We start from the raw sequence: 17,341 nt of genomic DNA, 5'->3' as shown, positions 1-17,341 counted from the left end.
ATCCGCCACAGGTGTTTTTGATTGCTACGGTGAAAGGGAAACTGGCGGATATGACAGTGAACTTGTTGGCACCCTTAGTGATGAATGGACTCAATCATACAGGTAGGCAGGTCATCTTAGACAAACCGGAATATTCTATCCGGCATCAACTATTTCCAGACGGCTTGCCAAATGAAGCTGTCAAAGGGGGAACGTAATATGTTAGCCCTTACCCGCAAAGTTGGCGAGCGAATCGTTATCGGTGACAACATTGTAGTGACGGTCGTGAGTATAAAAGGGGATAACATCCGTATGACCATTGAGGCACCTAAGGAAATCAAGATCTATCGTGGTGAAATTTTCGATGCCATCGCAGCAGAGAATAAACAAGCAGCTGTTTCCAATGATCTTTCGGAGTTAGATGTGCTAAAAGTATTGGGGCTGTCCTAGAACTTGTTGGTGTTGTTTTCACATTCCCACTTGTGCTTTGTTGTAACCACTTAGAATTTTGGGACTAAGTTTTCACACATCCCCTTAGGTAAGGATTAACAGCTTCCTTTGGTGGACCATACACAAGCATCCTTGAATGGCTAAGACTTGGCTTTTCTGGGATGCTTTAATTATTTGAATTGTCTTCTAATGCGTTGGGGTTGTACCCTTAGGGATTGACCGAAGGAAGCTCCCACGATTATGAAAGTTATCTACTATTCGCGTTCTTTCGCTGTCTTATCTCGTTGGTTTTGGAAAAGGAGACGAAAACAGGAGGAATTAGAAGAATGGTCGACTAATGAATGTATAAATGGTTATTTATGACCGGTATTAGCCCTAAGGTAAAAATCAAAAACTAGCGATATATCTAGTAAGCAATGTAGTAGAAACCTTTTCCCAACCGGCCGGAGGGTTTAAGTATTCTACAGCAAGCAATAGGAAATGCACGGGCAAGGATGCCTGGCATCAAAATCAAGGAGGAATATATAATGATTATTAATCACAACATCGCGTCGCTGAACACCTATAACAAATTGTCTGCTAACAATGCTGCTTCCGCAAAATCTCTGGAGAAATTGTCCTCAGGTCTCCGTATCAACCGTGCTGGTGACGATGCTGCAGGTCTGGCAATTTCGGAAAAAATGCGTGGTCAAATCCGCGGTTTAGACCAAGGTACCCGGAATGCTCAAGACAGTATCTCATTGATTCAAACAGCAGAAGGTGCATTGAGCGAAAGTCACAGCATCCTCCAACGGATGCGCGAGCTGGCTGTCCAATCTTCCAATGATACCAATACCACTGATGACCGCACACAGCTCCAGGGTGAGGTTAAACAGCTTCAGACAGAACTCGATCGTATTGGCAATACCACTGAATTTAACACCAAGAAATTGCTGGATGGTTCGGCCAAAGGTGTCGCTGCCGCAGTATTGGGTGGTGCTTCGATCAACAATAACAGTAGTACGACTGTTTCATTTTCCGCGGCTGTGGCTGCTACATTGACCAGGAATGCGGCCAGTGATGGCGCCTATATGATTGTAAAGGTATCCCAAGCTGGTGCTGGTTTTGCAGCCAGTGATTTCCAGATTATTGGCCCTAGTGGTTCTGCCTCTACTTCATTAACTCTTACTTCATCCATCGTAATCACCCTGAATTCTGGTATTGCTGGTGCTTCGACTGCAACTGCCGATGTTACCAACGGTACACTGAATACCATGAAAGTAGGCGAAAGCATTACTATGGTATTCAACAAATTCCAAGCTGCATCGAATACTCTGGGAGCTTCGGTTATGACCCAAATCGGTGCTAATGCCGGACAGACTGCCTTTATCTCAATGTCCGATATGCGCGCAACTGCTCTGGGTGTAGGTTCTATTGACATTTCCACAAAATTTGGAGCCCAAACAGCTATTGCTACAGTTGATGTCGCTACTGCGAAAGTATCTAGCCAACGGAGTTCTTTGGGTGCTATCCAGAACCGTCTGGAACACACCATTAACAATTTAGGCTCAGCTAGTGAAAATCTGACTGCTGCCGAATCCCGAGTTCGTGACGTAGATATGGCCAAAGAAATGATGAGCTTCCAAAAGAACAATATTCTTAGCCAGGCAGCTACTGCTATGCTAGCCCAAGCCAACCAACAACCGCAAGGCGTTTTGCAACTTCTAAGATAAGAACTTAACTTTATAACTGCATGCCGGGGGCAGAAACGCATGTTTCTGGCTCCGGCTTTAACATATTATTTGATATAACTGTAAGTATCAGCTTGTGAGCGGATTGACAAGACCGAAACAATATATAATATCATTACTTAAATATTGCAAATTCCTGAGAACAAAGTTTCAGTTTGAGATAGAAATAAAGTAATTTACAAAAAAAGGATGATTATTTTGAGGAAGCTCACTTTGAGTATATGTATGATGATAAAGAATGAAGAGATAAACCTGCGGCGTTGTCTGGAGAGTCTAAAACCTTTAATGAAAGAAGTGTCATCTGAACTTATAATTGTTGACACAGGCTCCACAGACAACAGTGTGGAAATCGTCAAGGAATATACCGATAAGCTATTTTTTCATCCTTGGAATAATGATTTTGCTGCCATGCGTAATACGACTATTGGCTATGCCACCGGGGAATGGGTTCTGATTATTGATGCAGATGAGGAATTGGAAAACTATAAAGGAATCGTTGAATTTGTTAAGGCTAAACATGGCAAAAGTGTGGGTGGGGCCTTAATGACAGTTATAAATATTACTGGCCGTAAAAATGAACGGCTCCCTTTAATGTCGGCTCGTGTTTTCCGACGGGCAGCAGATTTCTGTTATTCCGGAGTCATCCACAACCAGCCCCATGTGAAAGGACAATTATTGCCTACTGAGGCCAGTTTGTTGCACTATGGCTATATGACAACTGACTCGGAACTGATGAATAAAAAATTTCAGCGAACCAGCCTGTTGCTCAAAAAGGAATTGGAAAAGGATCCGGAAAATTTCTATTATCGCTATCAGTTGGCGGTAACCTATTCTATGTACGGAGATAACAAGCAGGCACTGCACGAAATCTTAAAGGCATACCATCTCATTAATAGGGATGAAGCATTGTTGAAGCAGAACATCTATATTTTAGGGGCAGTGGTTCAATTTTATGTTGCTGCTGGATATTATGATGAAGAAGTGGTAACCATCGCTCTTAAGACTCTGGAAATGCAACCTGAGTATGTGGATGTAATTTTCTTCCTTGCGCAGACCTATGCACTTCGAGAAGAGTTTGAAAAGTCGTATCAATATTATGATCGCTATTTACTGCTGGTAGAGAATTTTGCACAATTGAAAATCCGGTATGATATATCTATTAGCCATTACACATTAAATAATACAATAGAAGCCCATTTCAACATGGCAACGATGTCTATCAAAGTAGGCGAACTGGAACGTGCTAAAAAACATACTGCTATACTGATGAATTCGGAGATGAAAAACGAAGAGTTTCGCGGTAGTGTATATAAAATGATTGTTCAATTGGATTATGCTCTAGGTAGCTTTGCGGAGAACTATCAATTTTACCAATCAGTGATCAAGGCTGGAGATGAGTTGACGGCAGCTGTAGTGGAAGATGCTGAAACTAGGTGGCAGGGTGCATCAATAGAGGTTCGGGATGCGTACAGTAGTATGTTCGCCGAACTACCTGACCTTTACGGTACTCTGAACCGTGTGAGGTTGGGAAGAAGTACGGTCGCGGATTTGGCAAAGGAAATTTTCCGCAAAGATCCAAACCAAATGCAACCCTATTTTTCCCTTACGCTCTTTGCATTAATGCAAGATGATTTATTATGCGAGATCGGCGGACAGCTTCTAACTGAACAGACTATCCTGAATTTTATGAAACATTTGGAGGACTGCCACCGGCAGGAGTTCCTAAACCGCAGTCGTCAATACGTATTTTCCATCGAGTTGACTGGCGCAGTGACATATAGTAAAGCCCGATTGGCGAAGAATATTGCTAAATATTTGTTGTTTTCAGGTGCACTAGATGAACAAGAGTATAGGCAGGTATTTGCTGTTTATCTTTATAGCGGATCAATATATCTGCAAACTCTCTATAATGAAATTGTATTTGCCAAAGAGCTTGTTTTTGATCTAAAAAATGTGGAAGAAATATATTTGCTCTATATGATGCTTGCAGAACGATCTAAATCCGATGGTAGTAAGAGTGTTCAATATTTAAGGAAGGCTTTGGAAGTTTATCCGGATATGAGCAGAGGTGTTGAAATTATCCTTGGATCCCTATCAGACAAGGAAGATGATGGTGAGATGGAGCAGTTGACTAAACAACTGCTGGCAAATGTGGAGAGCCTTATCACCGCCGGGCAATTAGAGGAAGCACTTAATATGGTTAATGAGTGTGAAACCATCATTGGCGGAGACGTCAGGTTGTTTGCATATAAAACGTTAATTATCAAAAAAAGGCATGAGACAATCAATTAATATCGTCATTAATCGATACGAATAGAGGCAATAAAATGCAAAAAAAAGAAATTTCTAATGATATTGCCTGGTTACTAGAACATGGTTTAATCACCGAAGCTGAGGAAAGCTTACGCCAATACTGCGAGTTTTTTCCTGACGATGTGGAAGGGTACTCCCTGCAGGCGGGACTGCATCTGTCTAAAGGGAATGCCTGTGATGCCATGTTATCCATACGGCAAGGCTTGGAGATAGATCCGTATCATCAGGATTTGCTGCAAAATTTATTGTTTATGGCATCGGCAATTGACAACAACCCTGCGGAGGCAGTTCGTGCATATGCTTTGCTATACATGTTGGGGAATACTATGGCAACAGATGTTTTGGCTAGTTCAAGGTTACCGACGACAGGGTTTAAGGTTTTACAAGGAACAATGGAAATAGCCAATCAGATGAATACGTTGACGGCTGCATTGAAAAGAAAGGGAATTTCGGCCCAGGCGGTTAATTATTACAACAGCTATCTCGGCTATGATTCCGCGCAAGACATATCATTTAGCGACTGTCGAACACAAGAAGAAGCTAATCTGAAAGCGAAGGCATTTGCAGCCGATATGCTCAGTAATTATGATATTTTCCATTTTCATTTCGGTACAACATTAACATTTGATCATTCTGATCTGTCGTTATTGGAGCCATTAAGCAAAAAGAGAGTCATGCATTATTGGGGATCAGATGTGCGGCGTCTTTCTGTAGCACGTAAGCATAATCCGTATATATGCGTAAAAAATACAGATGAATTAAAAATGGTGAATGATATAAAAAAGACGGCTATCCATATTCAGGACTGTATTGTCGGTGATCACGAATTGTATCTTTATGTTAAGGATTATTTTCCCAGGGTCCATATCTTGCGGCAGGCGATAGATTTGAGTAGCTACTATCCAAAGCCAACCCAACCAAATCCCCGTCCGCTATTTGTGCATGCGCCGACAAGTCCGGAAGTTAAAGGAACGGAATATATTTTACGAGCTATTGATACGTTACGCCAAGAGTATGATTTTGACTTCCAACTAATTCAGGGAATGAGCCATAATCAAGCCAAAGCCACTTACCAACAGGCTGACTTAATTATTGATCAGATTCTGATTGGTTCATATGGGCTACTGGCTGTTGAAGCAATGGCCATGGGTAAACCTGTCGTTTGTTGGATTAGCGAATATATGAAGGATAAATATCCTGGGGAATTGCCATTGCTTATCGCTAATCCGGATACAATTACGGATGTGTTAAGAAACGTCCTAAACAATCAAGACATGCTACCTGACTTGGGGCTAAGAGGACGGGTGTATGCGGAACAGTACCATGATGCCAATGTTGTGGCGGAAAAATTGGTTTCTATTTACAAAGGATTATAGGTGCTGTATTCGAGATCGGAGATTAGGAAGTGGGTAGACGAAATGATAAAAAATAAGCGCATATTTATTACCGGTGGTGCGGGCTTTATTGGTTCTACTTTAATTGGTAGACTTATCGATGATAATGAAATTGTGGTATATGATAATTTTGACCGAGACTCTCTTCAGGGGAAACTATATGCGACACACAAAAATCTCCGATTAGTTAGAGGGGATATTTTAGACTATCGGATGCTCGAAAGTGTTATTCAGGGTTCACAGCTCGTTATTCATGCGGCAGCGATTGCTGGTATTGATAATACATTGAAAAACCCTGTAAATACAATGCGGGTGAATATGCTTGGAACCGCCAATGTTTTGGAAGCAGCCTGTAATGCTGGAACGGTTGAACGGTTTATAGATTTTTCGACGTCGGAAGTTTTTGGCTCTCATGCTTTTAAAGTGGACGAGGGGAGTCAGACGGTAACTGGGGCGGTGGGTGAAGCTCGTTGGACATACGCAGTCAGCAAGCTGGCAGGCGAACATTTAACTCATGCATATTATCGCCAGTATGGTTTGCCAACTGTAACTGTTAGGCCATTTAATATATATGGACCGGGCCAGCTCGGTGAAGGGGCCATACAAATATTTATACGCAAAGCGCTAAAAAATGAGGATATTTATATTTTTGGTGACGGAAATCAAATTCGTGCATGGTGTTATGTTGACGATATGATTGATGGAACTATGTTAGCATTAACACATAAGAATGCGGTTGGTGAATCATTCAATATTGGAAACGCTAGAGCAATAACGACAATTTATGGTCTAGCACAAGCTGTTTGTCGAGTATTGGACTCAAAGTCAAAAATAGTATTTCGCGAAGCGCTATCTGCAGACATCGAATTAAGAATTCCAAGTGTACAAAAATCAAGGGAATTACTTGGCTATCAAGCAAAAGTAGACTTGGATGAAGGGATTGTTCGGACGGCAGATTGGTATCGTAAACATATGGATGAGATGCCGGAATTACCAGAAATATTTAAAGCGAAGGTGACACCATGATCCGCTTATCAGTGCCAAGTATTGCTGATGAAGAATGTGCCGCCGTGGAGCGGGTATTGCGGAGCGGGCAATTAGTTCATGGGGAAGAATGTGAACTTTTTGAGCGGGAATTGGCTGAATATATTGGATGCAAAGAAGTGGTCGTGGTATCCTCAGGTACGGCGGCTTTGCATTTGGCTTTGCTGTCTTTGGGAGTAGGTCCAGGTGATGCGGTACTTGTGCCGGATTTTACCTTTCCAGCTACTGTTAATGTAGTAGAATTAGTTGGTGCACGACCTATCTTCGTAGATGTAGATTTATTTACTTACAATATTGCACCAGATAATATACGACGAGCAATTGCAGAATGGCATGGGCCTGAAACAATTCGTGCGATTATGCCTGTCCACGAATTTGGGTGTCCGGTAGATATAACGGCGATTATGCAGATCGCTAAGGAATACGATTTACTCGTAGTAGAAGATGCTGCCTGTGGATTAGGTGCGATACAAAATGGACAGAAGGTAGGCGCATTTGGACGAGTAGGTTGCTTTTCTTTCCATCCGCGTAAAGCAATTACCACTGGAGAAGGTGGCGCCATTGCTACTAATGATACTGAATTATCCGCTAAATTACGTGTATGGCGTAATCATGGCATTCAGCGTACTGAAAAAGGTTTGGACTTTATTTTGCCTGGATTTAATTACCGGATGACCAATATTCAAGCCGCCTTGGGTAGGGTTCAATTATTGAAATTTGATAATTGGCTAACTGAACGAAAAAAAATACAAAAAATATATAGAAATATTCTTATTTCTGATAAAGTCCAGTTGCCTGAAGAGGTAAATGGACATGCGTGGCAAACTTTCATGATTAGGTTAGCTGATTCATGTGACCGTGATCGAATAATATCAATTCTTCGGGAAAGAGGAATTGAAACGAATATAGGTGCTCATGCACTACATATGCTTTCATACTATGCTCGAAAATACAGTGTTGATTGTGAAAAAGCCATAGGTAATAATTCTGAGCGGTTATATAAGTTTGGGTTAGCGCTACCTCTATATCAAGGATTAGATATTAAAATGGTAGATTTTGTTTCAAGGAACACTTTAGATATTCTATCTTTGCAATAAAGGTGAAATGATGAAAGATAAAGTTGTAATTCTAACCTATGGTGGGACCGGTAGAGAGATAGGGGAGATTGCTTCAGAGCAATACACTGTGATTGGCTTTTTAGATGATGTTAAACACTGTAAGGAGATATTAGGTAAATTAGAAGAAATGAGCAATTTTGATGAGGAAGTAAAGTTTATTTCAGGATTAGGTAGCTATCGATCTATGAAACTGCGCAGGAGAAAGTTGGAAGAAATGGAACTGAATAGTTTTATAAATTTAATATCATTAGATGCTAAAATATATAAAACTGCAACTTTAGGACAAGGAGTTGTTGTCTTTCCGCAGACCATCATATCTGTAAATTCGATAATAGGAGACCATGTATTCATATATCATAATTGTGTAATTTCTCATGATGTAATTGTTAAGAACTATAGCATGATCTCTAATTCTGTCTGCGTGTCTGGTGGTGTAAAAATAGGAGAAAATTGTTATATTGGTGCAGGGTCTACGATTTTAGAAGGAGTATCAATAGGAGATAATTGTATAATTGCGGCAGGAGCAACGGTTCTGAATGATGTAGAAGAAAATAAGATTTATATTTCGAACTATGAAATCAAGGAGAATAAATATAACTTATAACATCTTTGTTTGAAGGTTAGGGAAAGTTCTGGCTTTTATTGAGATAGTTTTTATATTAAGACTAAAGATTTTAAACACTTATTACGATACATTTACTAGATGATTGAATTCAGAGGTGTTTAATTTGGATATTAGCATAGTAAAAACATCTGTAGATTTTGGTAGTTCAGCAATTGTAGCGCAGACAAATCCCCCTACTCAATCTATTGTCGGTGTTCCAACGAAGGAGTCAGGTGACATTGGGAATAAATTGCTGACTGCTTCAACTGACGACAAGGCCAAGAACAAGCCGGTAAATCTAAAAGATCTAACCCAGATGACGGAAGCCATGAATCGGTTTGTACAAGCAATGGATGCAACAATTCATTTTAAGGTTCATGAAAAATCGAACCAACTGATGGTTCAAGTAGTTGACCAAACTAATAATAAAGTACTGAAAGAATTTCCATCTAGTGAATTTCTTGATACAATGGCTGCAATTCGGGATTATGTTGGGATACTCTTGGATAAAAAAATATAGCTATTAGTTTTTCGATAGGAGGTTTTAAACATGTCAGTTAGTTCGGTAGGAGGAACTTATGGTCTGTCTGGTTCGGGCATGGACATTGACGCTCTCGTAACAAAGTTAATGGCTGGTCAGCAAGCAAAAAGTGATGCTTTGTTACAAAAGAAAACGGTAGCGCAATGGCAAAAGACTGCTTACAATACAGTGTATGATGATATCAGCAAATTCCGTGATACGTTGTTTAATTATAAACTTCAGGGGACTTTAAGCCCAAATAAGGTCACTTCCAGTAATACTTCGGTAGCAACCGTGACAGCTAATGCAGAGGCAGCAGCTGTGAATCATTCCTTAGTAGTTGCACAGTTAGCTAGTGGCGTGAATCTAACGAGTACGGCGTCTATTTCTAGTACGATACCACCGACGATGGGTACGCTTGCTACACAACTTGGTATGTCAACGACTGATCCATTTATTATAAATATTAAAAATGGTTCAGCTGTAAGCCAGCCGATTTCAATTGATCCTCTAACCGACACTATTAATGATGTTGTGAGTAAGTTTAATAAAGCTGGCGTTAATGTGAAGGCTAGTTATGATGGTATCTTAGATCGATTTTTCCTAACCACCACCAATACTGGAACATCTTCGGAAATTAACTTTGATGGTAGTGATCAGAATGGATTGAATTTTTTAGGGGGAGAGTTAAAGCTATCTGGGGGAACTACTGAGACTTCTGCAGGTTCTGGAATCTATTCAAGTACCCCAGTAAAAGGCTTAAATGCCGAATTTAAGCTTGACGGGGTTTCTTTGAGCCAAGCAAGCAATACTTTCACGATCTCCGGTGTGACATATAGTCTGACGGGTGTAACGCCTGATGCGACAGGAGTCGATATAGCCGCTAAGCTGGCTTCAGGAACGGCAATCAGCGTAAGCGTAATCAATGATACGGATGCTGCAGTTGCCAGTATCCAATCTTTAGTTGATTCGTATAACAAAATCCTAGCTGAGCTTAATAATAAGGTGAATGAAACACGTTATAAAGATTATTTGCCTCTTACAGATGCCCAAAAGTCGGCTATGAAGGAATCGGATATTACAGCCTGGGAGGCTAAGGCAAAGAGTGGCTTGCTCCATAATGACCGGACCTTGGCAAGCCTTGTGAACAGCATGCGGAATTCATTCTCTAGCCCTGTTTCCGGCATTAATGCCACCTATGATCCGAGTACTGGAAAATCTATCGCTTATAATAGTGCGGCCTCAATCGGTATTACTACTGGCAACTATTCCGAAAATGGAAAGCTATACTTAGATACTAATAAATTACGGAAAGCGTTAAGTGCAGATCCTGATGTACTGTATAAGTTGTTTGGTGCTAGTGGAGAGAAAACGGACGGCACTATCGATACCAGCAGCCAAGGGATCGCGGGGCGATTGTATGATAGTATCAAGACTACTATGGATCAATTGAATCAAATAGCTGGCACCACATCTAATACCCAATACGATACGCAAAGCAATTATGCTAAGAAAATTGAGGACTACACTGCGATGATATACAATGCAGCGGACAGATTTGATATTATGCAAGCTGCCTATTATAAGCAGTTCAATGCAATGGAAGTCGCATTGCAACAATTAAACTCCCAGAGCAGTTGGTTATCATCGGTTGGGAGCACTTCGTAGTGGCGGGGTACACAGGACAAAAGATCATTGGGAGGGTTTAGTATGGTGAATCCGCAAATGGCAAATGCCTATAAGAATCAACAGATCATGACGTCCTCGCCGGAACAATTAACGTTATTGCTCTATAATGGAGCTTTAAGATTTTTGACTGAAAGTATTTTGGCGATGGAACAGGGGGATATACCAAAATCCCACAACGCGAATATACGGGTGCAGGACATTGTACGTGAATTTGTACTCACGTTAGATATGAGCTATGAGTTATCGAAAACCTGGGCACAGCTTTATGAATATACGGAACATTGCCTGATTCAAGGGAACATTAAGAAAGATGTTACACTGTTGCAACAAGCTAAAGAGGTTCTACAGGAGTTAAGGGATGCCTGGGTAGAGGCCATGAAACAAACTCAAGTAGCACGAGCAGTTGGCAAGTAATGGTGGAGAAGACGGCGCAAGCCTTGTGGCAAGATTATCAGTTTTTAACCAAAGAAATGCTGAAATTCTTGGCTAAGCAGGATATGGAGCTCTTTTATGACCTTATGAATCAACGGGAGCAGTTACAGGTCATCCTTGAGCAGACTCCTGATAAGGGCTTTAAAATCTCCCCAATAGGGAAGAACTTAATTAGTGAAATCCAGCAAGATAGCCAAGCTATCATTGAGGCAATGCAGATTCGAATGGGTAGCAGCAAGCGACAACATCAGGTTTCAAAAGCCTATAGTGCTGCGAGTACCACGGCAGTCAGCCAAATGAATTGGAAACGATAATGGGCGATTTAGGAGGGATTAGTGATGATCAATCCCATTCAACCGAATACTCAGTCCACCATGATTCCGATGGATGCTTTTCCCGGGCAAAAGCTGGACCGTTCTTTAGAGACTCCTCGTAAGGTCATTAATCGTAAAGGTGAAATTCCCTCTGCCCGTGAAGAAATTCCGCGTGAACAAGTCGAAAGGGCAGCGGAAAAGCTCAATCGACTGATGGGAATTATTGATAAACGATTCGAGTTTAAGGTTCATGAAGATTCTGAGAGCTTCGTTGTTAAGATAATTGATCAATCAAGCGAAGATGTATTAGGTGAGATTACGCCTAAACAACTTTTGGATACTTTAGGTTCTTTTACTCAAATAGCCGGGTTATTGTTCGACGAACTAGTCTAAAAATGAACGAAGCACGTTAATGAAACTCAAAAACTCTCATCATTATACAGTATTATACAGGCAGGGTGCATGCGAATTATGCACTCTGCCTGTTTTCTTTACCCGAAAGTCCTATCGAGTTATGACGAATATACTATTTCTGGGGTCGTTTTTAGATGCTATTCTTAACGCAATACAAAAAGGAGCAAATTTTCGTATTATATGGATGTATACAAAAATATTTTTAAGAGTTTTGTCGAACGAACTATATACGATTTTGCAACTTGATGCTACTATTAGAAAATGGAGTTAAATGACGTTTATTGGTTTTTTTTTGGAGGAATTCGGAAAAAGATAGCGAATTAAAAATAATTAGACCTATTATCTTATAAACCTGTGTCGAAAGTTGCGTACATAAGAGATTAGATAACAGTTTTTCATAGAATGGACTCCCGTTTTAAGGAGATCCAAAAGATAGGAGTGGGCATAGTATGAGCCAAGATGGCGACCAAAACCAGGGGGTCGATCTGGAGGAATTTTTAGAGTTTTACCTATTAGATTCCCAGGAACAGATCGAAAGGCTCGGATCAGGTCTTTTGCAATTGGAGAAAGAGGGAGGGAATATAGGACTCATTAATGATCTTTTCCGCTCAGCTCACAGCTTGAAGGGAGCTTCAGGGACAATGGGTTTCACACCGATTGTTGCACTGACCCATGCGGCTGAAGACTTATTGGATCGGTTACGTCAGGGTAAAATCGAAGTTTCCCTTGAAATGATTGATATTTTATTGGCGGTGACTGATCGAGTTAAAGCGATGCTGGCGCAAGTAGGACAGCGGCAAGAGATTACGATTGGGTTCGAGGATTTAGTTTCCTCGATGCGGTTGTTATTAAATAGAGAAGAACCAGATGTTTCAGCGACCGATTATGCAGTTCAAGAAGAAGTTTTGGAAAATTATGTCCCACTTGATTTCTCCTTAACCCAGCCTGAGCGAGAAAAAGTAAACGATGGTTCTAGCTTGGGACGCGGTGTATATCAGGTGGACATAACCTTAGAGCCGAATACGTTAATGAAGGCAGTTCGCGCTGTCATGGCTACCCAGCGGATCGAGGGAATGGGAACTGTAATTAAGCTTCTTCCGAGTGTTGAAGAGCTGGAAACTGGGAATGCAGAAAGTTTTTCAATGCTCATTATTTGTGATGAATCCAAGAAAGAGATCCAACGGGAACTGTTGGAAATTTCGGAGTTGGTAGATGTGTTCGTCCATCCCTATCTAAATATTGAGGGGATAGAAGAACTGGATAAAACGATCAACGTTATCGATAATGTGTTGGCTGAAGAAAAAATGAAGCCCCTTTCTATTCCAAAGGCGGTCGTTGTACCAAAAGAGTCCGGGAAGGCACTCTCGGCTCCGAATATCGAAGCACCGAATGGAGAAGGGAATACTCAAGTACATACGATTCGCGTGGATACGGCACGGATGGACAACCTTATTAACCTTGTGGGAGAAATGGTTATTACTCGGACTCGTTTGGTACAAATCGGTTTAGATCTGAAGGGTCAGTATAGCACGGACGGTATGGTCAACAATTTGAATGAAGCCAATGTTTACTTGGGTCGTTTAATGAATGACCTCCAAGAAAGTGTTATGCGCTTACGTATGGTGGCGATCGGGACAGTCTTTAATCGTTTTCCTCGTTTAGTTCGAGATCTAGCTAAAAAGACAGGGAAAGAAATAGAGCTTATCCTAAAAGGGGAAGATACAGAACTGGATAAGACGGTCGTGGAAGTTATCGGGGATCCGTTAATGCATCTGATTCGGAACTCGGTGGATCATGGGATCGAGTCACCTGCAGAGCGTCGTGAGGCAGGTAAATCAGATTTTGGTACGATTACACTGAATGCATATCATGAAGGCAATCATATAGCTATTCTTATCTCGGATGACGGGGCAGGGTTAGACCTCGATAAAATACGCCAAATAGCGGTTTCTAAAAGCCTAATTGGAGAGCGAGAGGAACTCTCTGAACGGGATATCGCCAATCTTATCTTTTTGCCGGGCTTTAGCACGGCAGATGTGGTGACAGATATTTCCGGCAGAGGGGTCGGGATGGACGTTGTTAAGAAGGCTCTGAACAGTCTTGGGGGAATGGTGGATATCACAACTCGGAAAGGGAAGGGGAGTACCTTTACCATTCGTTTGCCCTTGACTTTAGCGATCATTCAGGCTCTTCTTGTAGAAGTTGGTCAAGAAATTTATGCTGTTCCACTTTCCTCCGTTTTAGAGACTCTTCTAGTCAATCGAGAGGATATCAAAACCGTGGGTGGACTGCCAATGGTTCAATTGCGTGGCAACACGTTACCACTTATTTCTTTACAGGAGAAGTTCGATCTTCCAACCCCAGAAACCGAAAGTAGTGAAGTCTTTGTCGTCGTTGTCGGCTTTGGCGATAAAGCATTGGGTCTGATTGTGGATGAACTGCGTGGACAACAAGAAGTCGTTATTAAATCTTTGGGTGATTTACTCAATAATCTCCCCGGAATTGCCGGTGCCACGATCCTTGGAGATGGTAAAGTCACCTTGATTCTGGATATCGGATCCCTAATCCAAGACGTTTTAGTCACACGCAGAGCTTAATTCGATGTTCGTGGTTCGAAGTTCGAGGTTCGAATAAGAATAAAAACTTATCAGTTTTTAATACGATTTACATCTGAATCTCACTTCGATCAATCAACATTTCCAGCGCGCATCGAAAAAGGAAACTTAAATAAATTCCTGAAAACTTTTTAAGTTTTTAATCCAGTTCGAACAACGAATATCGAATCACGAACATCGATAAAGGGAGGGTTTAACAATGGCAGAAGAACAATTAGTTACTTTTAGCTTAGGAACTGAGGAGTTTGGCGTTGATATTATGCGTGTTCAGGAGATTATCCGAATTCCGCCGATTACTCGGGTGCCTAAAGCTTCTGATTATGTAGAGGGAGTTATTAATCTGCGTGGAAATGTTATTCCTGTGATCAGCTTGCGTACCCGGTTCGGAATGGAACGAGTGGAAGAGACTGACCTAAGTCGGATCATTGTCTTACAAGTGCAGACGAAGGTTTTTGGTATTCGAGTGGATGCGGTAACCGAAGTTTTGCGTTTAGAAAGTGAAGCAATTGAGCCACCTCCACCGATTGCGTTAGGCATGGATGCTCAGTTCATACGTGGTGTTGGAAAAATTGGAGAGCGCTTGCTCATTCTCTTGGACCTTGATCACATCATGGGTGGAGAAGCAAGCCATGACGTCAGCGCTTAAAACACCTATTGGGGTTCTAATCGTCGATGATTCTCCCTTCATGCGGCTAACCCTACAAAAAATACTCAGTCAGGATCCTGGTATTAAAGTATTGGATACCGCGCGAGATGGGCGCGAAGGGATTTTGAAACTCCAGGCTCTTCGTCCCCAAGTTGTAACAATGGATGTTGAGATGCCGATCATGGATGGGCTGCAAGCGCTGGAAGAAATTATGCGTTGGCAACCGACTCCCGTGATTATCTTAAGCTCGGTGACGACGGAAGGGGCAAAAGACACGTTGAAAGCCCTTGATCTGGGGGCTGTCGATGTTGTGGCCAAACCGTCAGGAAGGCCGGGCGCGGATCTACAGGCGCTTTCCAGTGATCTGATAGAGAAGGTAAAAGCGGCAGCTTTAGTAAATCCTGCTAGGCTCGGGGGTAAAGGGCCAACGATTCAAATTCCTACCTCAAAGGTAGCGGTTCCCGCTTCAACGGTTGTGCCAGGTATATTGCAAAGCTTACGTCCGGCAAGCACGGGTAAAGTGGGCCTGTTACCAAAGCATGCGATTGAAATTGTAGCTATTGGTACGTCGACTGGAGGGCCCTCTGCGTTACAAGCGGTACTGCCGACTCTGCCTGTCAATTTTCCGGTTCCGGTGCTAGTCGCTCAACATATGCCTCCAGGGTTTACTGGACCGCTCGCCCAACGGTTGAATGGACTTTGTGCTCTCAATGTTAGGGAAGGAATACACGGAGAAACGCTGAAAGCAGGAATTGTGTATGTCGCTCCGGCGGGTAAACAGCTTCAGGTCCAGCGTCGATCGGGACAGCTGATCCTTCATATTGGAGATGAAGCTCCAATTCCCACTCTCTATCATCCTTCTGTGGATGTCATGTTTCTTTCTTTGGCGAAGGAAGTCGGAAAAGGTACCCTTGGAGTGGTGATGACTGGAATGGGAAGCGATGGTACGAAAGGTATGAAAGAAGTTAAGGGCTTAGAAGGGTTTGGAATCGCTGAGTCTGAAGAGACCTGTGTTGTCTACGGGATGCCTAGATCTATGGTAGATGCGGGTCTAGCAGATCGAATTGTACCGCTCGGAGAGATTGGGCGAACGATTGTTGAGTGTGTGATGAGGAGGGGATGAATCCGTGGGTCTTTTTGGAGCAATTGATATTAGTGCCTCAGGTTTAACCGCCCAGCGTTTAAGAATGGATCTCACCGCTAGTAACATAGCCAATATCAATACTACACGCACGGGAGAATTAACCGCAGCAGGAAATCAGATACCCTATAGTCGACAAGTGGCCGTGTTCGTTCCGCGTCCCTCGGAATCACCGTTTTCTAAAGTGCTCGGGGATACTCTGGGGAGTAAAAATGTCGGAAACGGAAATGGGAATGGAGTGCAAGTAGCTAGTATTTATAATGAAGTAACTGAACCCTTCCGCTTAGAATATAATCCCGATTCTCCAGATGCCGCTAAAGTAGCTGAGGCAGGATTGCCAGTAGGATATGTGCGGCATCCGAATGTGAATATTGTCACTGAAATGGTCGATATGATGTCTGCTTCACGAGCATATGAAGCCAATGTTACCGCCCTTAATGTTAGTAAGACAATGGCGTCCAGAGCACTTGAAATTGGAAAGGGGTAAAATAGATGAGTATTCAACCCATTGCCCCCATTATGCCCCTCGGAATAATTAATACAATGACTCCAACAGGCGTTGAGGCTTCACCTCATGTCAGTTCTGGAGACGGTGCGTATAAGGCAGGAACAGATTTCTCAAAATTCTTAAGTAATGCTTTGGGTCAAGTGAATGCTTTACAAACAAAAGCAGATGCAGGCAGTCTGGCACTGGCGACCGGCCAAGTTCAAGATTTGTCCGAAGTAATGGTGGCGTTAGAAAAGGCCAACCTATCGTTATCCTTAACCGTAGCAACGCGTGATAAGGTATTAGACGCGTACAATCAGATAATGCGTATGCAGATATAATTCGAGGCACGATGCTCGAAGCACGAGGTTCGATGTTGGAAACGTTCTATAACGAACGTCTCGATTCGTGTATTAGTAGGTTGTTATAAAGAGATACGTTTTTAAGCGTG

The 17,341-nt window shown here is 42.1% G+C and carries 18 protein-coding genes; all 18 read left to right on the top strand.

Features of this window, described 5'->3' with window-relative positions:
- Positions 1-197, top strand: a 197-nt coding sequence (locus UF75_RS08590; RefSeq protein ID WP_045574197.1) for a flagellar assembly protein FliW, incomplete at its 5' end; no start/stop codon positions are given.
- Between the two features lies 1 nt (position 198).
- Complete coding sequence (csrA, locus tag UF75_RS08585; protein WP_045574194.1) at positions 199-429, top strand: carbon storage regulator CsrA; 231 nt, start codon at positions 199-201, stop codon at positions 427-429.
- A gap of 527 nt (positions 430-956) precedes the next feature.
- Positions 957-2,141: a flagellin gene (locus UF75_RS08580; RefSeq protein WP_045574193.1), complete on the top strand. Its 1,185-nt coding sequence runs from the start codon at positions 957-959 to the stop codon at positions 2,139-2,141.
- A 243-nt stretch (positions 2,142-2,384) separates the two neighbouring features.
- Entirely contained in the window at positions 2,385-4,451 is a 2,067-nt protein-coding gene (locus tag UF75_RS08575; protein WP_045574192.1) for a glycosyltransferase family 2 protein, read from the top strand.
- Positions 4,452-4,486: 35 nt separating this feature from the next.
- Positions 4,487-5,848 carry a glycosyltransferase family 4 protein gene (locus tag UF75_RS08570; protein WP_045574191.1) on the top strand — a complete coding sequence of 454 codons (1,362 nt, stop codon included), beginning with the start codon at positions 4,487-4,489 and terminating at the stop codon, positions 5,846-5,848.
- A gap of 42 nt (positions 5,849-5,890) precedes the next feature.
- Positions 5,891-6,892, top strand: coding sequence for an NAD-dependent epimerase/dehydratase family protein (locus UF75_RS08565; RefSeq protein WP_045574190.1), 1,002 nt, complete (start codon positions 5,891-5,893; stop codon positions 6,890-6,892).
- On the top strand, positions 6,889-8,007 hold the full coding sequence (locus tag UF75_RS08560) for a DegT/DnrJ/EryC1/StrS family aminotransferase (RefSeq protein WP_045574189.1): 1,119 nt from the start codon (positions 6,889-6,891) through the stop codon (positions 8,005-8,007). Before UF75_RS08565 ends, UF75_RS08560 begins: the two co-directional genes overlap by 4 nt.
- A gap of 7 nt (positions 8,008-8,014) precedes the next feature.
- Entirely contained in the window at positions 8,015-8,632 is a 618-nt protein-coding gene (locus UF75_RS08555; RefSeq protein ID WP_082075070.1) for a NeuD/PglB/VioB family sugar acetyltransferase, read from the top strand.
- 124 nt (positions 8,633-8,756) lie between these two features.
- On the top strand, positions 8,757-9,152 hold the full coding sequence (locus UF75_RS08550; RefSeq protein ID WP_045574187.1) for a flagellar protein FlaG: 396 nt from the start codon (positions 8,757-8,759) through the stop codon (positions 9,150-9,152).
- Positions 9,153-9,182: 30 nt separating this feature from the next.
- Entirely contained in the window at positions 9,183-10,820 is a 1,638-nt protein-coding gene (gene fliD / locus UF75_RS08545; RefSeq protein WP_045574186.1) for a flagellar filament capping protein FliD, read from the top strand.
- Between the two features lie 42 nt (positions 10,821-10,862).
- Complete coding sequence (fliS, locus tag UF75_RS08540) at positions 10,863-11,255, top strand: flagellar export chaperone FliS (protein ID WP_045574185.1); 393 nt, start codon at positions 10,863-10,865, stop codon at positions 11,253-11,255.
- Positions 11,255-11,587 carry a hypothetical protein gene (locus UF75_RS08535; RefSeq protein WP_045574184.1) on the top strand — a complete coding sequence of 111 codons (333 nt, stop codon included), beginning with the start codon at positions 11,255-11,257 and terminating at the stop codon, positions 11,585-11,587. The genes fliS and UF75_RS08535 overlap by 1 nt, the downstream gene beginning before the upstream one ends.
- A gap of 24 nt (positions 11,588-11,611) precedes the next feature.
- Positions 11,612-11,980, top strand: coding sequence for a flagellar protein FlaG (locus UF75_RS08530; RefSeq protein WP_045574183.1), 369 nt, complete (start codon positions 11,612-11,614; stop codon positions 11,978-11,980).
- A gap of 470 nt (positions 11,981-12,450) precedes the next feature.
- Complete coding sequence (locus UF75_RS08525) at positions 12,451-14,598, top strand: chemotaxis protein CheA (protein WP_045574182.1); 2,148 nt, start codon at positions 12,451-12,453, stop codon at positions 14,596-14,598.
- A 217-nt stretch (positions 14,599-14,815) separates the two neighbouring features.
- On the top strand, positions 14,816-15,262 hold the full coding sequence (locus UF75_RS08520; RefSeq protein WP_045574181.1) for a chemotaxis protein CheW: 447 nt from the start codon (positions 14,816-14,818) through the stop codon (positions 15,260-15,262).
- Positions 15,246-16,385: a chemotaxis response regulator protein-glutamate methylesterase gene (locus UF75_RS08515; RefSeq protein WP_045574180.1), complete on the top strand. Its 1,140-nt coding sequence runs from the start codon at positions 15,246-15,248 to the stop codon at positions 16,383-16,385. Before UF75_RS08520 ends, UF75_RS08515 begins: the two co-directional genes overlap by 17 nt.
- A gap of 4 nt (positions 16,386-16,389) precedes the next feature.
- The gene (gene flgC / locus UF75_RS08510; protein ID WP_045574179.1) at positions 16,390-16,890 is read left to right on the top strand and encodes a flagellar basal body rod protein FlgC; all 501 of its coding nucleotides are present in this window, start codon (positions 16,390-16,392) and stop codon (positions 16,888-16,890) included.
- A gap of 5 nt (positions 16,891-16,895) precedes the next feature.
- Complete coding sequence (gene fliE, locus UF75_RS08505; RefSeq protein WP_045574178.1) at positions 16,896-17,231, top strand: flagellar hook-basal body complex protein FliE; 336 nt, start codon at positions 16,896-16,898, stop codon at positions 17,229-17,231.
- Positions 17,232-17,341: the final 110 nt, after the last annotated feature.

Origin of the sequence: Desulfosporosinus sp. I2, from assembly GCF_000960765.1 — a bacterium.
Classification (GTDB): domain Bacteria; phylum Bacillota; class Desulfitobacteriia; order Desulfitobacteriales; family Desulfitobacteriaceae; genus Desulfosporosinus.
The sequence above is the reverse complement of the archived record's forward strand: the minus strand, read 5'-3'. Positions and strand labels throughout refer to the sequence as shown.